General features: G+C 44.9%; 21 protein-coding genes, 1 tRNA gene and 1 pseudogene. 10 read left to right on the forward strand and 13 right to left on the reverse strand.

Annotation, left to right across the window (positions count from 1 at the left end; translation table 11 throughout):
* Positions 1-85 precede the first annotated feature (85 nt).
* Positions 86-226 (forward strand): hypothetical protein, encoded by a 141-nt coding sequence (locus THEPK_RS12880; protein WP_156882100.1) that lies wholly within the window; start codon positions 86-88, stop codon positions 224-226.
* An 83-nt stretch (positions 227-309) separates the two neighbouring features.
* Here THEPK_RS12880 and THEPK_RS01520 read toward each other — a convergent pair whose 3' ends face one another.
* From THEPK_RS01520 to THEPK_RS01535, 4 genes are read right to left on the reverse strand one after another with little or no spacing between them, the layout of a single operon-like run.
* On the reverse strand, positions 310-681 hold the full coding sequence (locus THEPK_RS01520) for a cupin domain-containing protein (protein WP_042697510.1): 372 nt from the start codon (positions 679-681) through the stop codon (positions 310-312).
* A 40-nt stretch (positions 682-721) separates the two neighbouring features.
* Complete coding sequence (locus tag THEPK_RS01525) at positions 722-901, reverse strand: membrane protein (RefSeq protein WP_042697513.1); 180 nt, start codon at positions 899-901, stop codon at positions 722-724.
* 1 nt (position 902) lies between these two features.
* On the reverse strand, positions 903-1,598 hold the full coding sequence (locus THEPK_RS01530; RefSeq protein WP_042697516.1) for a SagB/ThcOx family dehydrogenase: 696 nt from the start codon (positions 1,596-1,598) through the stop codon (positions 903-905).
* A 56-nt stretch (positions 1,599-1,654) separates the two neighbouring features.
* The gene (locus THEPK_RS01535) at positions 1,655-3,559 is read right to left on the reverse strand and encodes a S16 family serine protease (protein ID WP_042697517.1); all 1,905 of its coding nucleotides are present in this window, start codon (positions 3,557-3,559) and stop codon (positions 1,655-1,657) included.
* Positions 3,560-3,681: 122 nt separating this feature from the next.
* Between THEPK_RS01535 and THEPK_RS01540 the strand changes: the two genes are divergently transcribed.
* Genes THEPK_RS01540 through THEPK_RS01550 form a run of 3 tightly spaced genes read left to right on the forward strand, consistent with a single transcriptional unit; the run spans position 3,682 to position 5,969 of the window.
* Entirely contained in the window at positions 3,682-4,224 is a 543-nt protein-coding gene (locus tag THEPK_RS01540) for a universal stress protein (protein ID WP_042697519.1), read from the forward strand.
* A gap of 11 nt (positions 4,225-4,235) precedes the next feature.
* Positions 4,236-5,513 carry an ArsB/NhaD family transporter gene (locus tag THEPK_RS01545; protein WP_042697521.1) on the forward strand — a complete coding sequence of 426 codons (1,278 nt, stop codon included), beginning with the start codon at positions 4,236-4,238 and terminating at the stop codon, positions 5,511-5,513.
* Between the two features lie 6 nt (positions 5,514-5,519).
* Positions 5,520-5,969 (forward strand): universal stress protein, encoded by a 450-nt coding sequence (locus tag THEPK_RS01550; protein ID WP_042697524.1) that lies wholly within the window; start codon positions 5,520-5,522, stop codon positions 5,967-5,969.
* A 115-nt stretch (positions 5,970-6,084) separates the two neighbouring features.
* On the opposite strand, the gene THEPK_RS01555 is transcribed toward THEPK_RS01550, so the two are convergent.
* From THEPK_RS01555 to THEPK_RS01575, 5 genes are all read right to left on the reverse strand, one after another.
* A complete protein-coding gene (locus tag THEPK_RS01555) occupies positions 6,085-6,357 on the reverse strand; it encodes a hypothetical protein (RefSeq protein ID WP_042697526.1) in 273 nt (90 codons plus the stop codon).
* The gene (locus THEPK_RS01560; protein WP_042697529.1) at positions 6,354-6,866 is read right to left on the reverse strand and encodes a winged helix-turn-helix transcriptional regulator; all 513 of its coding nucleotides are present in this window, start codon (positions 6,864-6,866) and stop codon (positions 6,354-6,356) included. Before THEPK_RS01560 ends, THEPK_RS01555 begins: the two co-directional genes overlap by 4 nt.
* A gap of 70 nt (positions 6,867-6,936) precedes the next feature.
* Positions 6,937-7,013 (reverse strand) — tRNA-Thr (locus THEPK_RS01565).
* Between the two features lie 78 nt (positions 7,014-7,091).
* Entirely contained in the window at positions 7,092-8,117 is a 1,026-nt protein-coding gene (locus tag THEPK_RS01570) for a polyprenyl synthetase family protein (protein WP_042697532.1), read from the reverse strand.
* Between the two features lie 4 nt (positions 8,118-8,121).
* A complete protein-coding gene (locus tag THEPK_RS01575) occupies positions 8,122-9,444 on the reverse strand; it encodes an RNase J family beta-CASP ribonuclease (RefSeq protein ID WP_042697535.1) in 1,323 nt (440 codons plus the stop codon).
* A 285-nt stretch (positions 9,445-9,729) separates the two neighbouring features.
* Here THEPK_RS01575 and THEPK_RS01580 point away from each other — a divergent pair, with 285 nt between their 5' ends.
* Positions 9,730-10,263 carry a hypothetical protein gene (locus THEPK_RS01580; RefSeq protein WP_042697536.1) on the forward strand — a complete coding sequence of 178 codons (534 nt, stop codon included), beginning with the start codon at positions 9,730-9,732 and terminating at the stop codon, positions 10,261-10,263.
* A gap of 4 nt (positions 10,264-10,267) precedes the next feature.
* On the opposite strand, the gene THEPK_RS01585 is transcribed toward THEPK_RS01580, so the two are convergent.
* Positions 10,268-10,828: a CBS domain-containing protein gene (locus THEPK_RS01585; protein WP_042697539.1), complete on the reverse strand. Its 561-nt coding sequence runs from the start codon at positions 10,826-10,828 to the stop codon at positions 10,268-10,270.
* A gap of 178 nt (positions 10,829-11,006) precedes the next feature.
* On the opposite strand from THEPK_RS01585, the gene THEPK_RS01590 reads away from it, so the two are divergent.
* From THEPK_RS01590 to THEPK_RS01605, 4 genes are all read left to right on the forward strand, one after another.
* Positions 11,007-11,507, forward strand: coding sequence for a hypothetical protein (locus THEPK_RS01590; RefSeq protein ID WP_042697542.1), 501 nt, complete (start codon positions 11,007-11,009; stop codon positions 11,505-11,507).
* 9 nt (positions 11,508-11,516) lie between these two features.
* Complete coding sequence (locus tag THEPK_RS01595; RefSeq protein ID WP_042697544.1) at positions 11,517-11,765, forward strand: hypothetical protein; 249 nt, start codon at positions 11,517-11,519, stop codon at positions 11,763-11,765.
* Positions 11,766-11,775: 10 nt separating this feature from the next.
* Positions 11,776-12,531, forward strand: a complete 756-nt coding sequence (locus THEPK_RS01600) for a 7-carboxy-7-deazaguanine synthase QueE (RefSeq protein ID WP_394296064.1) — start codon at positions 11,776-11,778, stop codon at positions 12,529-12,531.
* Positions 12,532-12,635: 104 nt separating this feature from the next.
* On the forward strand, positions 12,636-13,949 hold the full coding sequence (locus THEPK_RS01605; RefSeq protein WP_042697625.1) for an RNA-guided endonuclease InsQ/TnpB family protein: 1,314 nt from the start codon (positions 12,636-12,638) through the stop codon (positions 13,947-13,949).
* 72 nt (positions 13,950-14,021) lie between these two features.
* Here THEPK_RS01605 and THEPK_RS01610 read toward each other — a convergent pair whose 3' ends face one another.
* Complete coding sequence (locus THEPK_RS01610) at positions 14,022-16,463, reverse strand: tRNA(Met) cytidine acetyltransferase TmcA (RefSeq protein ID WP_042697547.1); 2,442 nt, start codon at positions 16,461-16,463, stop codon at positions 14,022-14,024.
* A 115-nt stretch (positions 16,464-16,578) separates the two neighbouring features.
* On the opposite strand from THEPK_RS01610, the gene THEPK_RS01615 reads away from it, so the two are divergent.
* Entirely contained in the window at positions 16,579-18,486 is a 1,908-nt protein-coding gene (locus tag THEPK_RS01615) for a S9 family peptidase (protein ID WP_042697550.1), read from the forward strand.
* Positions 18,487-18,606: 120 nt separating this feature from the next.
* Here THEPK_RS01615 and THEPK_RS01620 read toward each other — a convergent pair whose 3' ends face one another.
* Both THEPK_RS01620 and THEPK_RS01625 read right to left on the reverse strand, forming a co-directional pair.
* Complete coding sequence (locus THEPK_RS01620; RefSeq protein WP_156882102.1) at positions 18,607-19,119, reverse strand: hypothetical protein; 513 nt, start codon at positions 19,117-19,119, stop codon at positions 18,607-18,609.
* Positions 19,120-19,128: 9 nt separating this feature from the next.
* Positions 19,129-19,323, reverse strand: a pseudogene (locus THEPK_RS01625) (hypothetical protein); the annotation flags it as partial.

Genomic DNA, 19,323 nt, shown 5'->3' on the forward strand with positions numbered 1-19,323 from the left:
CCAGGTGGTTTTGGTAGTAAGAAGAGAGACAGAGTGTTTTCTGAAGAAGAGTACAGGCATAGGAATCCTCATGAGGGGTTCTGGGGTGCGTTTTACAACGTGGTTTGGCAGTAGGATCCCCTGTTTTCTGAAAAAGACTACTGTAACCCGAATCCTGCTTGGGGTAATGTGTTATGGTCTGAAAATCCTCCTCAGAGTCAAATACTGTTTAAATAACAGGGGGTGAAACTAAACACGCCCCGGTTTGGGTGATATTTTCACGGCAATATTAAAATAGAGGGAATAAAAATTAGACATCAAAATGAAAAATCACTCGCCCCTCTCCTCAGGAGGTATGTTGCCTTCTTTTACCGGGATTAAGCATAGAAATTCGAGGGTTTCTGAGTCGGGATTTTCGTATCCGTGCGGCTCATTTGGGGGGATATATAGAAAGCTACCCGGCACGACTTTTACAGTTTTTCTCCCGTCTGTTATGTACCCCTCTCCCTTTACTACAAATATCTCATGCTCCCAGTCGTGCTGGTGGATTGGTATTTTTCCGCCTTTCTTGATAACAAAATATCTCATTGCGAAGTTTTTAGCCCCTATCTTCGGAGAGATAAGCCACCTTATTGTTGTATTCTCAACTCCCTCCATTATAACTTCTTTTTCCTCTACGTCTTGGTAGTGCCCAACGAACATTTTTATCACCACAAAATATAGGAGAGAGGCATTAATAAGCTTATCTGACCACCCATATTGTCCATACCATAAAGATGTAAGCGAGCACACTCACGAATAGGTGTATCTTTATCCAAAACTGTCTCTTCTTGGAGAGGAATATAAAAGCACCGCTGAGCATCGAAAGATTCATGAGGGCAAAAGTTATGTAACCGAGGATTCCATGATCCAAAACCACCATCTCAGACCCTCCCCACTGGGAATATGTATAACGGGGCACCCTCAGTGCCTATTATCTTTGCAACCTCATCATCATGAAAAGCCCCGATGGCAACTGTGCCTAACCCTAAAGCTGTTGCTTGGAGGTATATGTTCTGCCCTATGTGGCCTGCTTCCATATGTACGTACCTGATCCCCCTCTCCCCATAAATTCTAGTGGTTCTTTCATAGAAAGCCACAAGCACAATGTCCACTGCCGCATCTCCGACCCACTTTTGATTCAATGCCGCTTCCTGAAGTTCTCTTCTAAAATCCCCCTCTTTAATCAACGTTAGGCTGTGGTCAAGGGGGTTATAGTAGTAGATTCCGGGCTGTAGCCCCTCCACCTTTCCAACTACCACAAAAATCTCGAAGGGATATGTTGCTCCAGCACTCGGAGCTGCCCTTTTGTCCTCGTGGGTTATTCCCTGACAGGCCCACAAGAGTTGAGCAAGCTCTTCTATGCTGATAGGTTGATTTTTGTATGTCCTGATGCTCCTTCTCTTTGCAATAGCCTCTTCCACGCTCATAGTTCCCTCCAATCTAGGCTCAGGCAGGAGAATTTTCTCTCCGGAGTATGTAGCTTCCCTTCCTCGCGGAAAATAGGGCTTTAGGACTAAGGCTATAGATGAAACTATTACAAGAACCACAACAAGAGTTGCGATCTTTTGATAGTCCATGTTGTGATATTAAGCATTCATAATATTTTAGAGTTTCTGAAAAAAGGAAAAAGTGTCTAAGCTCTCCTTCCAGCTATAAAACCTAGAAGGATGCCAAATATAAGGGTGCCAGCTATTAAAGGTATTGAATATCTGCTGGTTTCCTTTTGAAGTGGAGAAGTGGTATTTTGAGTTGCAGTTTGGTTTGTAAGCGGTGTGGTGATCGAGATAAGGGGTTCTTCCGTTATCTTTGGCGGAGTTGTTGTGCTTAAGAATACCGTTGAAGTTTCCTTTGCGTATTGATAGAACACCATTGCGGTCTGAATATTCTCCAACCCTCCCTGCTTTTCATAGCTCTGGGCAAACTCATAATATGCAAGACTTAAGACTGGATATATGCCTTCTTTCTGAGCTATTGCAATAGCTACCTTGGCATCTTCTTTCATTCTCTGTAGTTTGTCCATAAGTACGGTCTCGTTATCAATTCCAAGGGTATCTAAGATTATCTCTGCCCTTATCCTGGCTTCCATTGCAGAAAAGATAGCCGCTGAATATTTGCCATCCTGGTAATATTCCTCCCCTTCGTTCATTAAGTCCACCAAATCCTGAAGGGTTGTTTCCCCAAACATTGAGGTTATGTATGTTATTATAAGCCTCGAATTATCCAGGTACTCTCTCGCAGTATCTTTTATAGCGTCCCTTTCAATTATCTCTCCCTTTGCGTATCTCTCTCCTAGGGATGCCCAGAACTTTGCTGTTTGTACTCTCTCGTATGCGAAGGCAGCGTTGCTTATTGCATCCCAGTAATTGCCATCGTAATAGGACGACCAGGCATCCTTCAGAAGGGACTTTGCTTGTTCAATTCTCTCCTCACTTGCGGCAACCGCTTGGAGCATTGTTATTCCCTTTATTGTGAGGTTTGAGACGTAGCCTTCGGTGTCCTTTATCTCATTATCGACCTCGTTCAGCAGATTCTCCAGGTCACTCTCAGTCCTCACATCCAAATACCAATCCACGTGCCTTATTGCAATCCTCGCCTGAAAATCAAGGCTTAGAGCCGTGTAATACATACCCTCATCCAAGTTCTTCTTGGCCTCATCCAGCTTGGCTTTGGCATCATCTAGTGCACTTTTGAGGTAGGAATAAGTGGTATAGCTAACGTCACTGTTTTTGAGCTTGTTCTCAACCTGTTTATAGTAGTCTAGGGTCTCATCGTAGTCCTTGAGTGCATCATCCTTTAGAAAAGAGGTATCAACTTTCAGCTCCCCTAGCACAGATGGCTTCTCTATCTTCTTCCCGGTGAAATAGTAAACTGCCTCGTATATATCCCTAATCTCCTTAACCTCTAAGCCCCATCTCTCCCTTGCGTATTCAACCACGTCAACTTTTTCGGACTTACTTGTTATCTGCACTACTGGGCCGATTTGCTTTTGTTCGGTTTTTTGGACTACCTGTATTCTCTGTCCTTCTGGAATTAAGAATAGCTTTGCTCCGACGCTGTGAGCAGCTGAGGCTTTTTCTAAAATCCCTCCTACTGGCCCAATGCTCCCATCGGGATTTATCATGCCGGTCATCATAACGTCCTTTCTTACTTCCCAGCCCTTCAAAGCAGCTATTATGCCAACAGTCATTGTTCCTCCAGCAGAGGGACCTCCAATAATTGGGGCATCAGACCTTACTTGAATAAAAACGTCATACTTGCTCATATCAACCCCAAGAACTTTTCCAGCAACTTGGGCGGCTAATCTTGCCGATGCCTGCATATCCACCTCTGCCAGTGGCCAGGTCTCCACGTAAACGTGCCCGTTTCCAGGGGCAACCGTAATTACAAAGTCCGTTGCCACTCCTATTAACTCACCACTTGATGTCCTTGATACTGCTGGGGCTTTTAACACAACGGTGTTTCCTTCTTCCGGGCATTGAGCATTTGCAAGTGGCGAGAGCAGAAGAATCAATGCCAGTACTGGTATTATTCTCTTCATCTTCTCACCCCCAGTGATGTTTCTTCATGTTCTTTAATATCTCTTATGGTTCACAGCTCTAAATTAAAAGCATGAACCAAAGTCTTTTTAAACTCCTTATCAAAACGGTTAGGTGGGATAATATGGGGTTGTATTCTTCTTTCATTGGTCGAAAGTTTAAACACATAGCTGGGAAGAAGTATGAGGACATAATGAGGCACTACCGGGAGTTTCTTCTAACCGAAGAGGAAAAACAAATTCCCGAGATCAATTCTATATTGATGCCGCTTGATAGATACGTTAAAAATGTCCCCACAGAAGTATATGAGACGATAAGTGCTTATGAGGCGAATATTTTGCTTGTTTATATCCTGGATTCGCAGATATTTGAGCTTGTGCGTCAAACACTCAGCCCGGAAGCGAGTGAAGAATTTAAGCGTAGAGAAGAGATGATAGGAGAAGAACTGCTTAACACCGTGGCAAAGAAGCTTGAAAGTTACGGTCTAAAAGTGCAGAGGCGTTTGTTCTTTGGAAACAAGAGCGATGACGTGATAAGAATGGCCGAGAATTATGACCTGCTTGCAATCTCAAGGAACTATGGGTCGGAGATAACAAAAACCTCGCCTATCAGCCCTCTGGTTCTTAGGATAGTCCAGCATCTGAACATTCCGGTGATAATCTATTAGGAGGTGGCCAGATGTCTCCCTTGGAGGTATTTGCCCTTGCAGTGTTCATCTTTACATATGTCCTTATAATAAACGAATGGATACACAGAACCGTTGCTGCGATGATGGGAGGGGCCCTGGTTCTTCTGGCAAACATAGTCCCGTGGGAAAAGGTTCCCATTTATCTTGACCTCGACACTATACTTCTCCTCGCTGGAATGATGATAATTGTCAATACAACAAGGTTAAGCGGTCTGTTTGAGTATATTGCAATAAAAACCGCCAAACTTGCGAAAGGGGATCCTATTAAGGTTTTAATTCTCTTTTCAGTCGTTACAGCTCTTGTAAGTGCTTTTCTTGATAATGTGACCACAGTTCTTTTGCTCACCCCAATGCTTATCTATATCTCCAGACTTATGGAGGTCACCCCACTTCCTTTCCTTCTCTCCGAAATCTTTGCCTCCAACATTGGTGGAATGGCAACGCTCATAGGTGATCCACCCAACATAATGATAGGCTCCGCTGCAGGGCTTAGCTTTAGCGAATTTCTTCTCAACATGGGGCCAATAGCATTTCTTGATTTGATACTCATGGTCTTTGTAGTATACTTGGCCTACAGAGGAACCCTTAAGGTCAGCCCCGAAAAGAAGGAGAGGATTTTAAGAACTCTAAACAACTTGGATGAAAGGTCGGCGATTAGGGATTTAGCCCTGTTTAGGAAGTCAATTGTAACCATTGCTCTCGTGGTGTTCTTCTTCTTTGTCCACGACAAGCTTGAGATAGAGCCTGCAGTGGTTGCATTGTTTGGGGCCTCTTTGCTCCTTTTCTGGAGCAGAGAGAACCCCGAGGGAATTCTGGAGAAAGTTGAGTGGGCAACTTTGTTCTTCTTCGGGGGACTGTTCCTTATTGTAGGTGGTCTGGTTGAGACAGGGTTTATAGAACAGATAGCCCAATGGATAACCTCTTTCGTCCACAACGAAGGAGAAGCGGTACTGGTTATAGCGTGGTTTTCAGCATTTGCTTCGGCTATTATAGACAACATTCCATTTACAGCCACAATGATACCCCTGATAAAGGCGATGGGAGGTTCTCTTAACACGTACCCCCTCTGGTGGGCTTTAAGTTTAGGGGCGTGCCTAGGTGGAAACGGAACAGCTATCGGAGCTTCGGCAAACGTTGTTGTGATAGGGATAGCAGCAAGGGAAGGTATAGATATAACTTTCATGGACTTCCTCAAAATGGGTATGGTTATAATGGTCTTAACTGTAGGCGTAGGCGTTGGAGTATTATGGTTTAGGTACGTGTGGTGATGGGTAATGAAGATACTTGTGTTGATAGATGGTTCAAAGTGGAGTCAAAAGGCAGCTCTTCACGGAATTGCAGTTGCCAAGAAAAAGAACGCAAAACTGGTGCTGTTCTCAGTTTTAGATAGGAGAGAAGCTAGAGCAACCGCATTCAACTTGGTGGCGAGGCATGGAGACATTGAGAAGGTGCGCAGGTTTGAAGATGAGGTCTGGAACAAAATGAAAAGAGATCTTCAAGATGTCATGAGTGAAATATTAAAGTTCTGCCACGAAGAGGGGGTAAACTGTTCCATAAAGATTGTTGAGGGAATAGCTAAGGACAAAATTCTTGAAGAAGCAAACAGCGGGGAGTACTCGCTTGTTGTAATGGGGGCCTATGGAAAGAGCGGAAAAACGAGGATAGGAAGCTTGCTGGAAGAGATAGCCGGTAACGTGAAGCCCCCGCTCCTAATAGTGCGCTAGTCTCTAACCTTAGAATATTTGGCCTTTATGGCCCTTCCAGCTTTTCCAGTTCTTCTCTTAAGTTAATTAATGCTCTTGGGGTGTATGAACTTTCCCAATTACATCAAGCGGCACTTCAATCCCTTCTTATTAGGGCTGTAAAAAATAACAGCAATATTAAAAGTTCAAATGTAGTTGAGACTACCTCAAGTATTTCTGAAGACAATGATGTTCTGATTAGATGAAAGTTTTCAATGATCTTTTTGGAAACGAACATCAGAAATGCCAAAAAAAGGAGCAAAATACTTTTCATCCCACTTTTTCTGTATGCTTTCCATGCTGCTACTGATAGTATAGTCCCCAAAATAATTATACTTCCGTCGAGAAGATATCCTAAGATGTCAATCACTCTTCCTCCCCCCTAAACGCTAACGTTAAATCAATTAATTTATCTGCCAGTTTGTCCCAGATTTTTGGTTTATACTCTTTGATTATGCGAACTAAAACCTCAACATCACAGTTAAGGGAATAAACGGTGTTTTTTCCGTCTTTTATCTTTGTAATAATCCCCAACCTCTCGAGCCGTTTTGTATGATAAACTATAGTAGAAGGGGTTAGGTTGAGCTTTTCTGCAATTTCGCTCTGGTTTTTGTCCCCTTCCGCAAGTAAAAGGAGTATCTTTCTTTGGCTTTCGTTTGAAATAGCTATCATAAGACGCCGGTACTCTTCTTCAAAACCTGGTGGGAAGAAGTATTTTTTCCCTCCAAGCCGTTTTGAGGTGATTTTTCCCTCTTTTTCAAGATGCCATAGGTGGTATTGCAGGTTTCCTAGCCCTATGTTGAGTTCTTGGGCTAACTTACGAAAAGTTATTCCAGGATTCTTTGTGACATACTCCAAAATTCTTTCTCTGGTGCTCATGAATATCAAACCGAAGTATCGTCTGAATGTTTTAACTATTTGTGGTACGATTCTCAAAAGAGCATTTTATTGGAGCCCCGGGCGGGGTTTGAACCCGCGACCTGCCGCTTACCAAGCGGCCGCTCCACCAGGCTGAGCCACCGGGGCACCGAAAGAAAGAAGCCAAAATTGCATATATAAACTTTTCGCTCAATTACCCCAAATTAAAAAAAGGTATGGATGAAGCTAATATTCCCTTTCCACTATGAAGTCTGCCAAAAGCGCCAGTTGTTTCCTCGCCTCGCTTTCTGGGAGTATTTTTAGTGCTTTCTTTGCCTCATCTGCCAGTTCTCTTGCAACTTTTGCAGCGTAGTCTATGCTTCCATACTTTTTGAGGAGTTCAATGGCCTTCCTGACTTCTTCCTGGACATCCTCTTCTATTATTCCCGTTCCCTTTACGTCGCCAGCATATTTTCCAAATATCTTAAAGAACTCTGCCTTGTCTTCTTCACTTGCATTTTCGAGGAAGTGGGCAACTATGAGCGTCTTTTTGCCCTTTCTTATGTCACTCCCTACCGGCTTTCCGAGCTTTTCTTCGTCTGCCGTCAAATCGAGAACATCGTCCCATATCTGGAAAGCTATGCCTATGTTTCTTCCGTATTTTGATAACGCTTCGATGTATTCTTCGTTTTCCGTTCCTATAATGCCGCCTATTGTAGCTGAAGCATCTATAAGCGCCCCGGTTTTTCCGCTTATCATTTTCATGTATTCCTCTATGGTGACTGTTCCTTTGTTCTCAAACTCCAAGTCCATTGCCTGCCCTTCGCACAGCTCGTTTGAGGTCTTTGCAATGACATCCAGAACCCTTACAACCTTCTCAGCCTCGACGGGTATCTTTGCCACAGCCTCAAAAACCTTTGAAAAGAGCAGGTCACCGGCCAAAATTGCCATATTTATTCCCCAAATTTTATGAACTGTCGGCCTACCTCTTCTTTTTTCGTCCATATCCATTATGTCATCATGAACGAGAGAATAGTTGTGAAGTAACTCTACAGCCGCCGCAGCATAGACGGCTTTCTCGGGGTTTCCCCCAACGGCTTCAGTAGCTGTTAAAACTATGAACGGTCTAACTCTCTTCCCCCCCGCGAGAGGATAATGCCTTGCAGCGTCATAAAGAACTTTGGGCTCCTTTTCGGGTATAAGCTCAAAAATAGCCTCATCGACGACCTTAGCCTTTTCTTTTAATGCTTTAAATAACGGATCAAACTTCATTTTATCACCTCACATCGACTTTATAACCGTTTCTTGATACAAAAACGTCCCTTCCGATGAGATACCCCTCTTCTTCGGCAAGCTCAGCATAATGGGTGAGCATCCTAAACTCCCCATGGGCGGGGATTATATTTTCGGGATTTAAAAGCTTAATCAGATATCTGTGATCCTCCCTGCTTGCATGACCCGAGACGTGTAAATCTTTAACCATCCTCACTCCTCTCATTCTGAGCTTCGTCTCAAGGGCGTAGCGCTGGGCTATATTGATCGGGTTCGGGATAACTCCAGCCGAGAACACTACGGTGTCATCTTTCCCTATGTCGTATAGTTCTCCATTGGCCATCCTCGTGAGCACAGCTCCCGGCTCGCCCTGATGTCCGGTAACTATTAGAAGGTAGTTTTCCCTAGCTTGGGAAACCTCTCTAAGAGTTTTTTGAACAGCATTCGGGCTTCTTACAGCCTTTGCTCCCTTCATTTTTATTAGGCCGAGCTGTTTAGCTATGCCCGTATATTTTGCTAGAGACCTGCCAACAAGAACGGCCTGGCGCCCCATGTTGTTTGCTATCTCTATCAGCTCCTGCAGACGGGCTATGTGGGAGGCAAAGGTTGTAGTTATCAGTCCTCTCTCTTCCATTCCCTCATAGTAGAAAAAGTCCTCCAAAAGGAGCTTTGCAGAGGCTTCACTTGGTGTTTTTGTGTGTTCAGCAACCCTTGTGGACTCTGGTATCAAAATTTTTACTCCCTCTTTGCCCAGTTCCTTGAGCCTTTTGTAGTCGGGCTTCTCCCCAAGGGGGCTGTGGTTGTCAAACTTATAATCACACGCATAAACCACTGCACCTTCCGGCGTGTGCACAACGACCATCGAGGATTGGGGGATTGAGTGAGTGATCTGAACAAATTCTATTGCAAGATTTTCACTGACCTGAACAATCTCCCCATACTGGGTTTCGTACATCGGGTTTGTGACTTCAAAGTACTGCTCGCTCCTAACCTCAGCTTTTGCCAGTTTTATCGTATAGGGGGTTCCGTAAATTGGAACATCCGGGTAGTGTGGAGCGAGCTTTGCTATAGCGCCTATATGGTCAAGATGGCCGTGAGAAAGGGCAATTGCGACGACCTTTTTATTCTTAAGCGAAGAATCATCCGGGATTGCCCCCAACTTTCTCAAATCCCTCGAGCTCATCTGCTGAAAGTTAACATCTTCATGAATAAGAACCCTATCAAGCCTTATTCCCATATCAATTATTACAACCTCTCCATTGTACTCTACAGCAGTCATGTTTTTTCCTACTTCCTCGTAGCCGCCAAGCGTGTAGACTTTTATCATTATTGGTTCCTCCACCATTTTATTGAGGCGGACTCTCGTCGGCCTCGGCCCTTTGAGTGGTGGAGCGGAACTCCACCGGGTTATGATATAGTTGATTGGAGGGTTTAAAAAGATGTGCATTTGTAATGATTAAGGTCAAGTCCAAAACTGCCAATTCAAAAGGACTGGGCAAACTGTTTCTGATTTTTGCCCTTTTATTTTTCCCTACGTAAATCGGCCTCTTAGAAACTCTTAAATAATTTAATCGCCGACATCTCTAATGCTAAATTCGAGGAGGATGCTAAAATGAAGAAACTGCTGAGTTTAGTAGTTGCCCTTGTTTTAGTTGGTTTTTGTGTTCAGGGAGCTGAAGCTATAGGATTCAATGAAAGAGCAAGAACCTATGTTGGATGGGAAGAAGGCTACTTGGGCTTTAGCCCAGTACCTCAGAGCACTTGGATGGTTGTTAAGTGGTCAAAGGATTGGAACCCCCCATTTGGAGAGGGAAGCCCAGAAGGAGCTTGGCTTACCGTTCACTTCACATGGTATACCAACAACATCAACATCTCTGCAGGATTTTTTGGACATGATGAGGGTTCACTTGTCTACTGGGGAAACCCGGATACCGTTCCAGAGGCTAAGTATCGCGTGGAAGAGTACTCCAAAGTTATGATATTAAACAATCCTGAAAAATACGAAGAAAAGGGAGCAGTTCCAGCCAACGAGTTAGGCTATCCCTTCCCGGACAATGCATACGTTGTTCACTGGAGTGTTGAGATTTACAATGCAACAACTGGAGAACTTCTCTTCGAGGTCAGCCTTGTGCCCTCTTTGGGCTAGCCTCTTATTTTATTTTAAACAGATCTGAGCGGGTTATTATTCCCACGGGTTTGCCTTCTCTGTTCTGGACTATGACAGCAGGATGCTCCTCAAGGAGAAACTTTACGACTTCAATGCTTTCATCCTCATTTATTATTGGAAAAGGCTCGTCCATGATCTCCATAACCTTCTTTGAAAGCAAGTCTTCATATTCAAAGCTCTTCCTAACGAGAGTCTTTTCCGTAACAGAACCGACCACCTTGTTGCCTGCTATTACGGGAACTTGGGAAATGTTGTGCTTGTTCATCAGCCTAACAACGGTTTCAACCGTTTCATATGGTTTGACCCCTATTATGGGGGAAGACATTATTTCCCTGGCTACAAATCGAACCTTTTTACATTCGGCTAACGCTTGGAGAATTCGGTTGAAAGTAGATAATCTGGGATCGACTTTGCCGCTTTCAAGCTTTGCTATATAAGCCTGTGTAACTCCGGCTTTTTCCGCGAGCTCTTCTTGCGTTATGCCAAGTTCCTTTCTAAGCTTTTTTATTTCTCGTGGGTCGATGGGCTTGGGAATGATAACCATAAATAACCACCAGTTATCAATGCAGTCAAAGTTTTTAAAAACTTTAATAGGGGGGCGTTAGGGATGTCGCCCCCCTGGGGGTCCCGAGGTCATCGCAACCCAATACTCCTCGGGCGATGGATACTAGTCCTAAAGGCTTATAACCCTTAGGGAATGATGAATCTTCAAGGTGTAAAGTATGGCTGGAACGGTAAGTAAAGTAGTTAGATTCACCAATGAAGAGGAGTTTTTGGAGGATATGGAAGAGGCTATGGAAAGGTTCACATATCTCGCGAGCAGGTATGGTGTCAATGTCATAGAGGGAGTTCTCCTATGGGATTATGTGGGCATAAGGGACGAAGAAGGCGTGAAGATTTTCAGGGTCGGCGAGTTCCCCTATGTGGAGGGCACACTTAAAGTAGACTTGGAAACCCTGAGAACCCTTGAGAGATACTTCGACGAGATGGAGAGCAAATGGGACGACCTAACAACGGATGAGATAAACTACTTTATTGAGATGCTCAACGAGGCTCTGGGAGAGGAGATGGTTTACTATGAAGCCTACGACCTCGGTTTGGACAGAAATGAAGCCTACATAATCCTCAACATAAAGGGCCTCTATTATCTGGAGCACGTTGTGGACGCTGAAGACAGACATGTTCTGGAAGAGGCGGTTTCCCTTTTGATGAAGTACGTGTAGGTGAGGGAGATGCTGTTTAAGAAAAAGGGGCTCTTTACCGTCAGCGATGCCATGAAGGTTATAGAAATAGCGAGCAGAGAGGACCCAAGAGAAATCATCATTATGTGTGAGGCGATTGACGAAGAAGCAAAAAGACGACTTTGGGACTATGCTAAGGGGGTAGAACTTATTGCCGACTTGACCGGCGAGAGCAGAAGCGTCAGGATTGAAATACTCGAAGGGTATGTAAGCGATAAGGTGAAAGGGATAGAGCTTTAAGGTGATCCTTATGTTCTTGGCTGAAATCTTCAACAGCTGGCAGGGAGAGGGAGGAAGCGTAGAAGGAAGTGCCTTCGGCAGAAGGCAGATTTTTGTGAGATTTGCGGGCTGTGACCTCAGATGCATCTGGTGTGATTCCGTAAACTACCTAATTGCATCTAAAGTTCCAAAGTGGCGCTACGAGGTGGAGCCGTTTACTGGAAAGTTTGGCTACAAGCCAAATCCCGCAAAGCTTGAGGAAGTCGTTAATGTCATCTTAAAGCTGGACACGGGGGATGTACACTCAATAAGCTACACCGGCGGAGAGCCAACTCTGCAGACGAAGAACCTCTACGCCCTCATGGAGAGAATGCACGATTTGGGATTTAAAAACTTCCTAGAGACCAATGGTAGCAGGCCTGAAAAGATTAAGGAGCTTGCCCATCTTGTAGATTACGCGAGCGTTGATATAAAAGACGAGACTGCAAAAGCCGCCGAAAATTGGAAAGAGCTTGTGCTCAGGGAGGTAGAGAGCACTAAAATATTAAAGAACGCTGGAGCAAAGACCTATGTGAAGCTTGTGGTCACAAAAGACACAAAGGAAGAAAACGTGAGATGGTACGCCGAACTTTTGAAAGACATTGCTCCCCTTGCCATACAGCCCAAAGAGCCGATTGATATTTCCCAACATCAACTTATGAGACTTTACAACATCGCTGCAAAGATAATGGGAAAAGAAAACGTTGGTTTAAGCTTTCAGGTGCATAAGTATCTAAACGTCCTTTGAGATGGATTTTTAGGGATTTGGAGTGGATAGTGGGTTTGGGAATTAATCTCACAAGCAGTAGAGCGAAACTATTTTAAAGCCTAAAAATAATACTACAGATGATGATAAAAAGAACAGTGACGGTGAAGCTCCAACCTTCAAAAGGGCAAGAGAAAGTTCTATTCGAGTTAGCCCACGCTACCGCTCTAATTTGGAACAAGCTCAACTATGATAGGCTAAAACAGTTCAAAGAATTCGGAAAAATAGACTTTCTCGGAACTCAACAGGAAGCTTATTATCAGTTCAAAGATTGGATTGGCGGTTCTACCGTCCAAACTCTGGCTAGGAAAAATGCTGAGGCTTGGAGAAGTTTCTTTATCCTGTTGAAAAAGAAAAAGAACGGTGAGCTTCCTGAATGGTTCAAACCAAAACCACCAACTTTCATCAGAGAAGAAAACGGTAAAAAACTCTTCATAATCCCGTTGAGAAACGACCAGTACCGGATTGAGGAGAATGTTTTAGAATTTAGGAGACTCGGAAAGTTTGGAAGGCTTAAAATACAGTTCAAGGGGAGAATACACTTGAAGGGTAAACAAGGACGCTTAGAAATCCAGTACGACTCTGTTAGGAAAAAGTGGTATGCTCACATTAGTTATACAGTAGAAGAAAGACTTTACAGTGAAAACTGGGAAAAACTCCCGAGAGAGTCCTTGGGCAACCTTTCCGCTGGCATAGACCTTGGGGTAAACAATTTGATGGCCATTTACGTGGAAAGCGGGGAAAGTTTTTTGGTGAACGGAAGACCTCTCAAGTCAATAGCCTTCTACTGGCGGAAGAAGATAGCCGATTACCAGTCCAAACTCAACAGTTCGGGCTGTAAGAGGAGTAAAAAGCTCTCAAGAATGCACCAAAAAGCAAAACTTCAGACAAAACACTACATCAACACTGCCGTTAGGCAAACTATTGAGAAACTCCACCAAATGGGTGTTTCCAGAATTGTGGTTGGCTATCCTAAGGGCATCAGTAGGAACTCTGATAAGGGTAGAAGGCAGAATTACCTCCTCTCTCACATTTGGAGGTTTAATTATCTTCTTAAACGCTTGAGGGAAGTCTCGGAAGAGTATGGTATTTCCGTTATTGTCGTGAATGAGGCTTTCACTTCTCAAACCTGCCCTCTCTGTGGCCAACGCCATAAGAACGCTCGCTTTGTTAGAGGTTTGTTTAAGTGCCACAGGGAGGGCATTGTAATGAATGCAGACTTGGTTGGAGCGTTCAACATCTTAAGAAAGGCTGTAAAAACCATAACCCCGAGCCTGCCGGATTTGACGGCGGGTAGGGGTAATCGGGGCAAGGCCGTCCCAGAGGGGTTTGAGGAACTCGATTCGATTCGGGTTCTGGTGAAGACCCCTCAAACCTTCCCGTCATTGGCGAGGGGTTAACCCTCACGGCGGGAAGGAGGTCAGGTAGATTGGCCTTTGGGGTATTGATGCCCGGGATCGACGAAGCTGAGCCTACTTGAGTATGTGCTTGTAGTAGTACCAGAGCCCCCTTATTATGTCCCTTACTTCTATCATCGTGAACATCGGGCTTCTGTCGATGAACTTAGCAGTTTCTTCCCACGTATGTGCTTGAAGAACACGGTAGATGAGGAGGTGTATCTGCCTTTCGTCGAGGTATGGCTTCATCCAGCCGTCAAGGAAGTACAACTTCACTATCGGCTTCACCGCATCCAAGACGGTATCGTAGGTTAGAATCTTTCCAACGAACATTTCAAGCCTCTTTTTCTGGACATCAGTGAGGGTTATCGGATAATTGACACTCTCCCCAAACGGCGTTTCAAAGAGCCATCTTGCTATTTCTGGCTCCAAATCCCTGTGTGTGTCACCAAGCCACTCCGTAAGCCTGATTCTGAACTCGTCGTTGGCTTTCCTTACTATCTCCCTGGCTTTTTTGCTTATTGGCTTTATCACTATTGCAGTATATTCACCGCTCACCGGGTTCCTTGAGGGACTTAGATGAACAACGGCAAACCCGTTTCTTATCCAGAACCTTATGAGCTCCTCACTCGCACCAAACCCGCTTCCAACCCAGTCAAGACCTTCCCTATCAGCTTCCTGAATTAACAGCTCAAGCGCCTTGCTTCCAAGCCCCATGTCCATAGCATCGGGATGCGTGGCTATTCTAACCACTCTGTAGCCCTTTAACCTTGCGAATTCCTTTGCGTAGTGGTGCTTTACCATCATGTCGGGAATTATGTTCCCCCTCGGCTTGTATCCCTTGGCCATCCTGTCTATGTCCTTCTTCGGAATCCCTCCTTCTTTAGCTATCTGTACGGCACAGACTATCTTCCCGTTTTTGAGCCTCAAGACCCTCGCTTCGTGGTGTGGCGCATCCGCCAGAAGGGCTACATCGCTTGGTCTGTTCCGGTAGTGAGCAAGAACGTAAATACCAACGAAGTGCCTCAAATCTTCCCTATCGTTTTCAAACCAGTCGTCAAGGTCTGGCTTTTCGAAGTAAACTTCCTTTTTCTTAATGAGCTCGTAGTCCTCTTCAGTTAGCTCCACAGGCTCGGCATCCAGCAGGAGGACGTCAAAGAGCCACCTCTCAATCGGGTCGTTGCTCTCATATCTAATCGGCACCGAGAGGTGTATCTCCTTGAACTCCCTCTTCTCCTTGGCCTTCTTTAGGAACTTGACAGAGAACCCCCTTCCCGCTCCCTCATATCCGTGGATTGTGGATGAGTATATAACTTTGGGCTTTTGGAGGTATTTGTGGAGGATTGGGACGTGAATTCCAGCGGCTTCATCAATTACATAAACGTCTGCGTTCATTTTATACCCTTGGGTGGGGGGATAGTACCTGATCCCAATTCCCTTGGCGTATATCTCCTTTATGAGACCATGCTCCTCTATAACCTTGGGTTTGTAGCCGAGCTTCTGGAGGCTTTTCTTTGCAAAGCGGAATAAGCTTTGCACGTTTTCGAGCTCTGGGGCCGTGACAACGATCCTCACACGCTTTTTCTTTGATTTCACCGCAAGACCAACAGAACCTATACCAACGCTGACACTCTTTCCTCTTCCTCTATCGGCCGTTAGAACGACCATTCCGTCGTTTTCTATTAGCTCTTCGAGGGCTTTAAGAACTTCAACCTGGCCGTTTGTGAGGCAGAGCTCATAGAGCTCTCTCGGGAATTTTGTTTCCTCCGGTATCTCGATTTTTTCCCTTTCGGGAAGCTTTGCCTGACTCTTCTCGTTTTCAGGACCCTTTAGAATTTTCTGGTTTTCGGCGTTTAGAATGTAAATTCCTTCGTGCTCTTCGAACTTTCTGATGAGTCTCCTGTTAAACCTCTTTTTCACATCGTCTATGGTGTAAGGGGGAGTAACGAGGCTCTTGTGAAAGCCAGTCCACATGTTTTTCCACTTTTCAAACGGGTTGGCAAGAATAAATATCAGCCCGCCACCCCTCACGGTCTCTATTATCCTACCGAGGTCGTTAGGGGAGAAATCATAGCTGAGATCGAGAACAAGCAGGTCATAAGTTCTTCCGAGAATCTCGTGTGTGTATTTAAAAGTTATAGCCGTAACGTTTACATTTTCTCCGGCAAGAACATCAAAATGCTTTCTAAATTCTTCATACCTCTTTCTTCCAAAAGTTTCCTGTCCAAGGGCATCGGTTGCGTAAAGAACTTCCACCTTATCCTCGCTCTCGTCCCTGAGCTTTTTCCCCATAAGTTCCTCAAGAATTGTGGATATTATTTTGGCAGAAGCCCCGGCAAGAATTCCAGCCAAAGTGGCTTTTTTCATGGTCTCTCCAGATAGAACTATCATTCTTCTGTGAAATTCTTCAATGGCCTCAGCGAGAGCGGTTTCGGTGAGCTTTAGGGTTGGATCCTTAACACCCTCGCTTTTAGCATAGTCTCTCACTTCTTTGTCGAATCTCACTTTCACGGTCATTTTTCATCCCCACAAATGAAAAAGCCGGGATGTTTAAAAACCTATACTTCATTAAGATACCAATTTAAACGCTAAGCTTTTATACGAAAAGGGCATACTTAATATGGTGGTCTTAATGAAAAGGATTGATATCAAAGACTTGGGGAAGTTTAAGCTTGTCGGTGGACTTGATGTATACAGAAGAAAAGTCGCCTTTACGGTAAGCGAAATCAGCATAGAAAAAGACGACTATTTCTCGAAAATTTACATCTACGATGTAAGGAACGTTAAACAGTTCACCTCTGGACCAAAAGACTCGAATCCGCGCTTTTCGCCAGATGGTAAGTTCATAGCTTTCACATCCAAAAGGCACAAGGAAAGCAAGGAGGCTGAGCTTTACTTAATCCCAACCGCGGGAGGAGAGGCAAAGCTTCTCACGAAGTTTAAATTTGGAATAAATGACTACGAGTTTTCACCTGACGGCAAAACACTCGCCGTCATAACCCCAGTGGAGATCGAGAGAAAAAAGAAAAAGGACGACGTGCACATAATCAAGGAAATCCCCTTCTGGTTCAACGGTGTTGGCTGGGTTTATGGAAAGCGGAACCACATCTATCTTGTCGATGTCGAGAGCGGGAAAAAGAGAAAGCTGACGAGAGGAAACCTTAACATTCAAACCCTAAAGTGGAGCAAAGATGGAAGCAAAATCTACTTTGTTGCCCAGGAAGATAGGGAAAAGAAGCCCATGATAAGCGACCTCTATGTGGTTGACGTCAAGAGCGGAAAGGTCGAGAAGCTAACCGATTCAAAGTGGCGCATTGGGGATTTTGTCCCTCTTGAAGACGGCACTTTTATACTTAGAATGAGCACGCTTGAGAGAGGCATTCCAACGAACACACACATCTATCACTTCAATCCCGAGACGAAAGAGGCCAAAAAGCTCACGGCAAAGCTTGACCGCTCGGCTTATAACTCTCTCAACTGCGATGTGAGAGGCCCCTCTCGGAACCCACTTGTTTATAAGGACGGCTGGGTTTATTACATAGCCACAGACGGCCCAAGGGCAAACCTCTTCAGAGTTAACCTAAACGGAGAAATTGAAAGGGTTATCGGAGGAGACAGGAGCATAGAGACCTTTGGCATCGGAGACTACATAGCTTTCATTGCTCAGGATGCAACAACCCCGACGGAGCTTTACATCCTCAAAGATGGGAAGGAGAGGAAAGTCACAGACTTCAATGCATGGATAAGGGAGTACAAGCTCTCTAAGCCGGAGCACTTCAAAGTCAAAGCGAGCGACGGCGTTGAGATAGATGCATGGATTATGAAGCCCGTTGATTTTGAGGAGGGCAAGAAGTACCCGGCAGTTCTCGAAATTCACGGGGGGCCGAAGACGGCCTACGGCTACTCGTTCATGCACGAGTTCCATGTTTTAACTGCCAGAGGCTTTGTCGTAATATTCTCCAATCCAAGGGGAAGCGACGGCTACGGAGAGGAGTTTGCTGACATAAGGGAGCACTACGGGGAGAGAGATTATCAGGACATAATGGAAGTGGTTGATGAGGCGATAAAGAGGTTCGACTTCATAGATGGAGAGAGGATAGGCGTCACCGGCGGCTCCTACGGCGGCTTCATGACGAACTGGATTGTAGGGCACACCAACCGCTTTAAAGCCGCTGTAACCCAGCGCTCCATCTCGAACTGGGTGAGCTTCTTCGGCACGACAGACATCGGCTACTACTTTGCTCCAGATCAGATAGGCTCTGATCCTTGGAGCAACACCGAAGGTTATTGGGAGAAAAGCCCCCTAAAGTACGCACCAAGCGTCGAGACTCCGCTATTGATAATCCACTCGATGGAGGATTACCGCTGCTGGCTGCCAGAGGCTCTGCAGTTTTTCACGGCTTTGAAGTACCTTGGAAAAACAGTTGAGCTCGCAATCTTTCCGGGCGAAAACCACGACCTCTCAAGAAAAGGAAAGCCCAAGCACAGAATGAAGAGGCTTGAGTTAATAGTGGAGTGGATGGAGAGGTGGCTGAAGTAATTTCTTTCCTTTTTTGTTTAGTTTTTTTAATGGACTCAGAACTGGAGTGCTATTTAGTTTTCCATAAATCCACGTTCGAGATTCTTTTGTTAAATCTGAAGTATCTGAATCTATTTTAGTTTAGTCTTCACTCCAGTCCTCCAGCTGACTTGAAAGCTTCTCATTTCTAATGTGGATAGAATACCAAAGGCGCCCATAACGCTTCAGGTACTCCAGCTGTCTAATTATTGTGCTATCCTTGAGAGGGATTATCAAAAGACCGATATCATATCTCTGAAGGTTTCTGCGGGCTATTTCCCTCAGCTTTTCAACTTCCGGATTTCCTCCAATTTCTATTCTCTCCGCTTTGAAATTACGTCCAAAGACCTTCTCCGCCATCTTTATGAGCTCGGGATCTTTGGTAACGTAAATCCCCACCATCAGGAGAGCATCTTCAAGCATATTTTCAATGGAGGGAATCCAGATTACTGATCTTTTTCCTAGGTCTTTCTCAAGCTCTGGATAGAGTGGAATCAGCTCCCAAGCTGGCATGTTGTTCTCGTAGAGAACCAATAGGTAGCCCGGGTTAGGCAGGCCTAGTGTGAGGTACGGCCGGTTCCCCACGAGAATGAAGGCTGTAGCGCCCAACTTCACCACCCCAGGTTAATCATATTCACTTCTCTTGAGTCTTTCTGCAACATCCTGCAGGAGCTTCTCACATTCTTGTGTCTCAGTTAGGGTCTGGTATTCTTTCCCATTTAGCATTGAGAGCAGAGCCCCAGCTAGTGGCCATTCTTCTCTGTTAATTCCTTCAAGCATCCCTCTGGCCTCTTCTACGCTTAGATTCCCTCCGATCAG

The sequence above is a fragment of the Thermococcus sp. PK genome (assembly GCF_000430485.1).
Classification (GTDB): domain Archaea; phylum Methanobacteriota_B; class Thermococci; order Thermococcales; family Thermococcaceae; genus Thermococcus_A; species Thermococcus_A bergensis.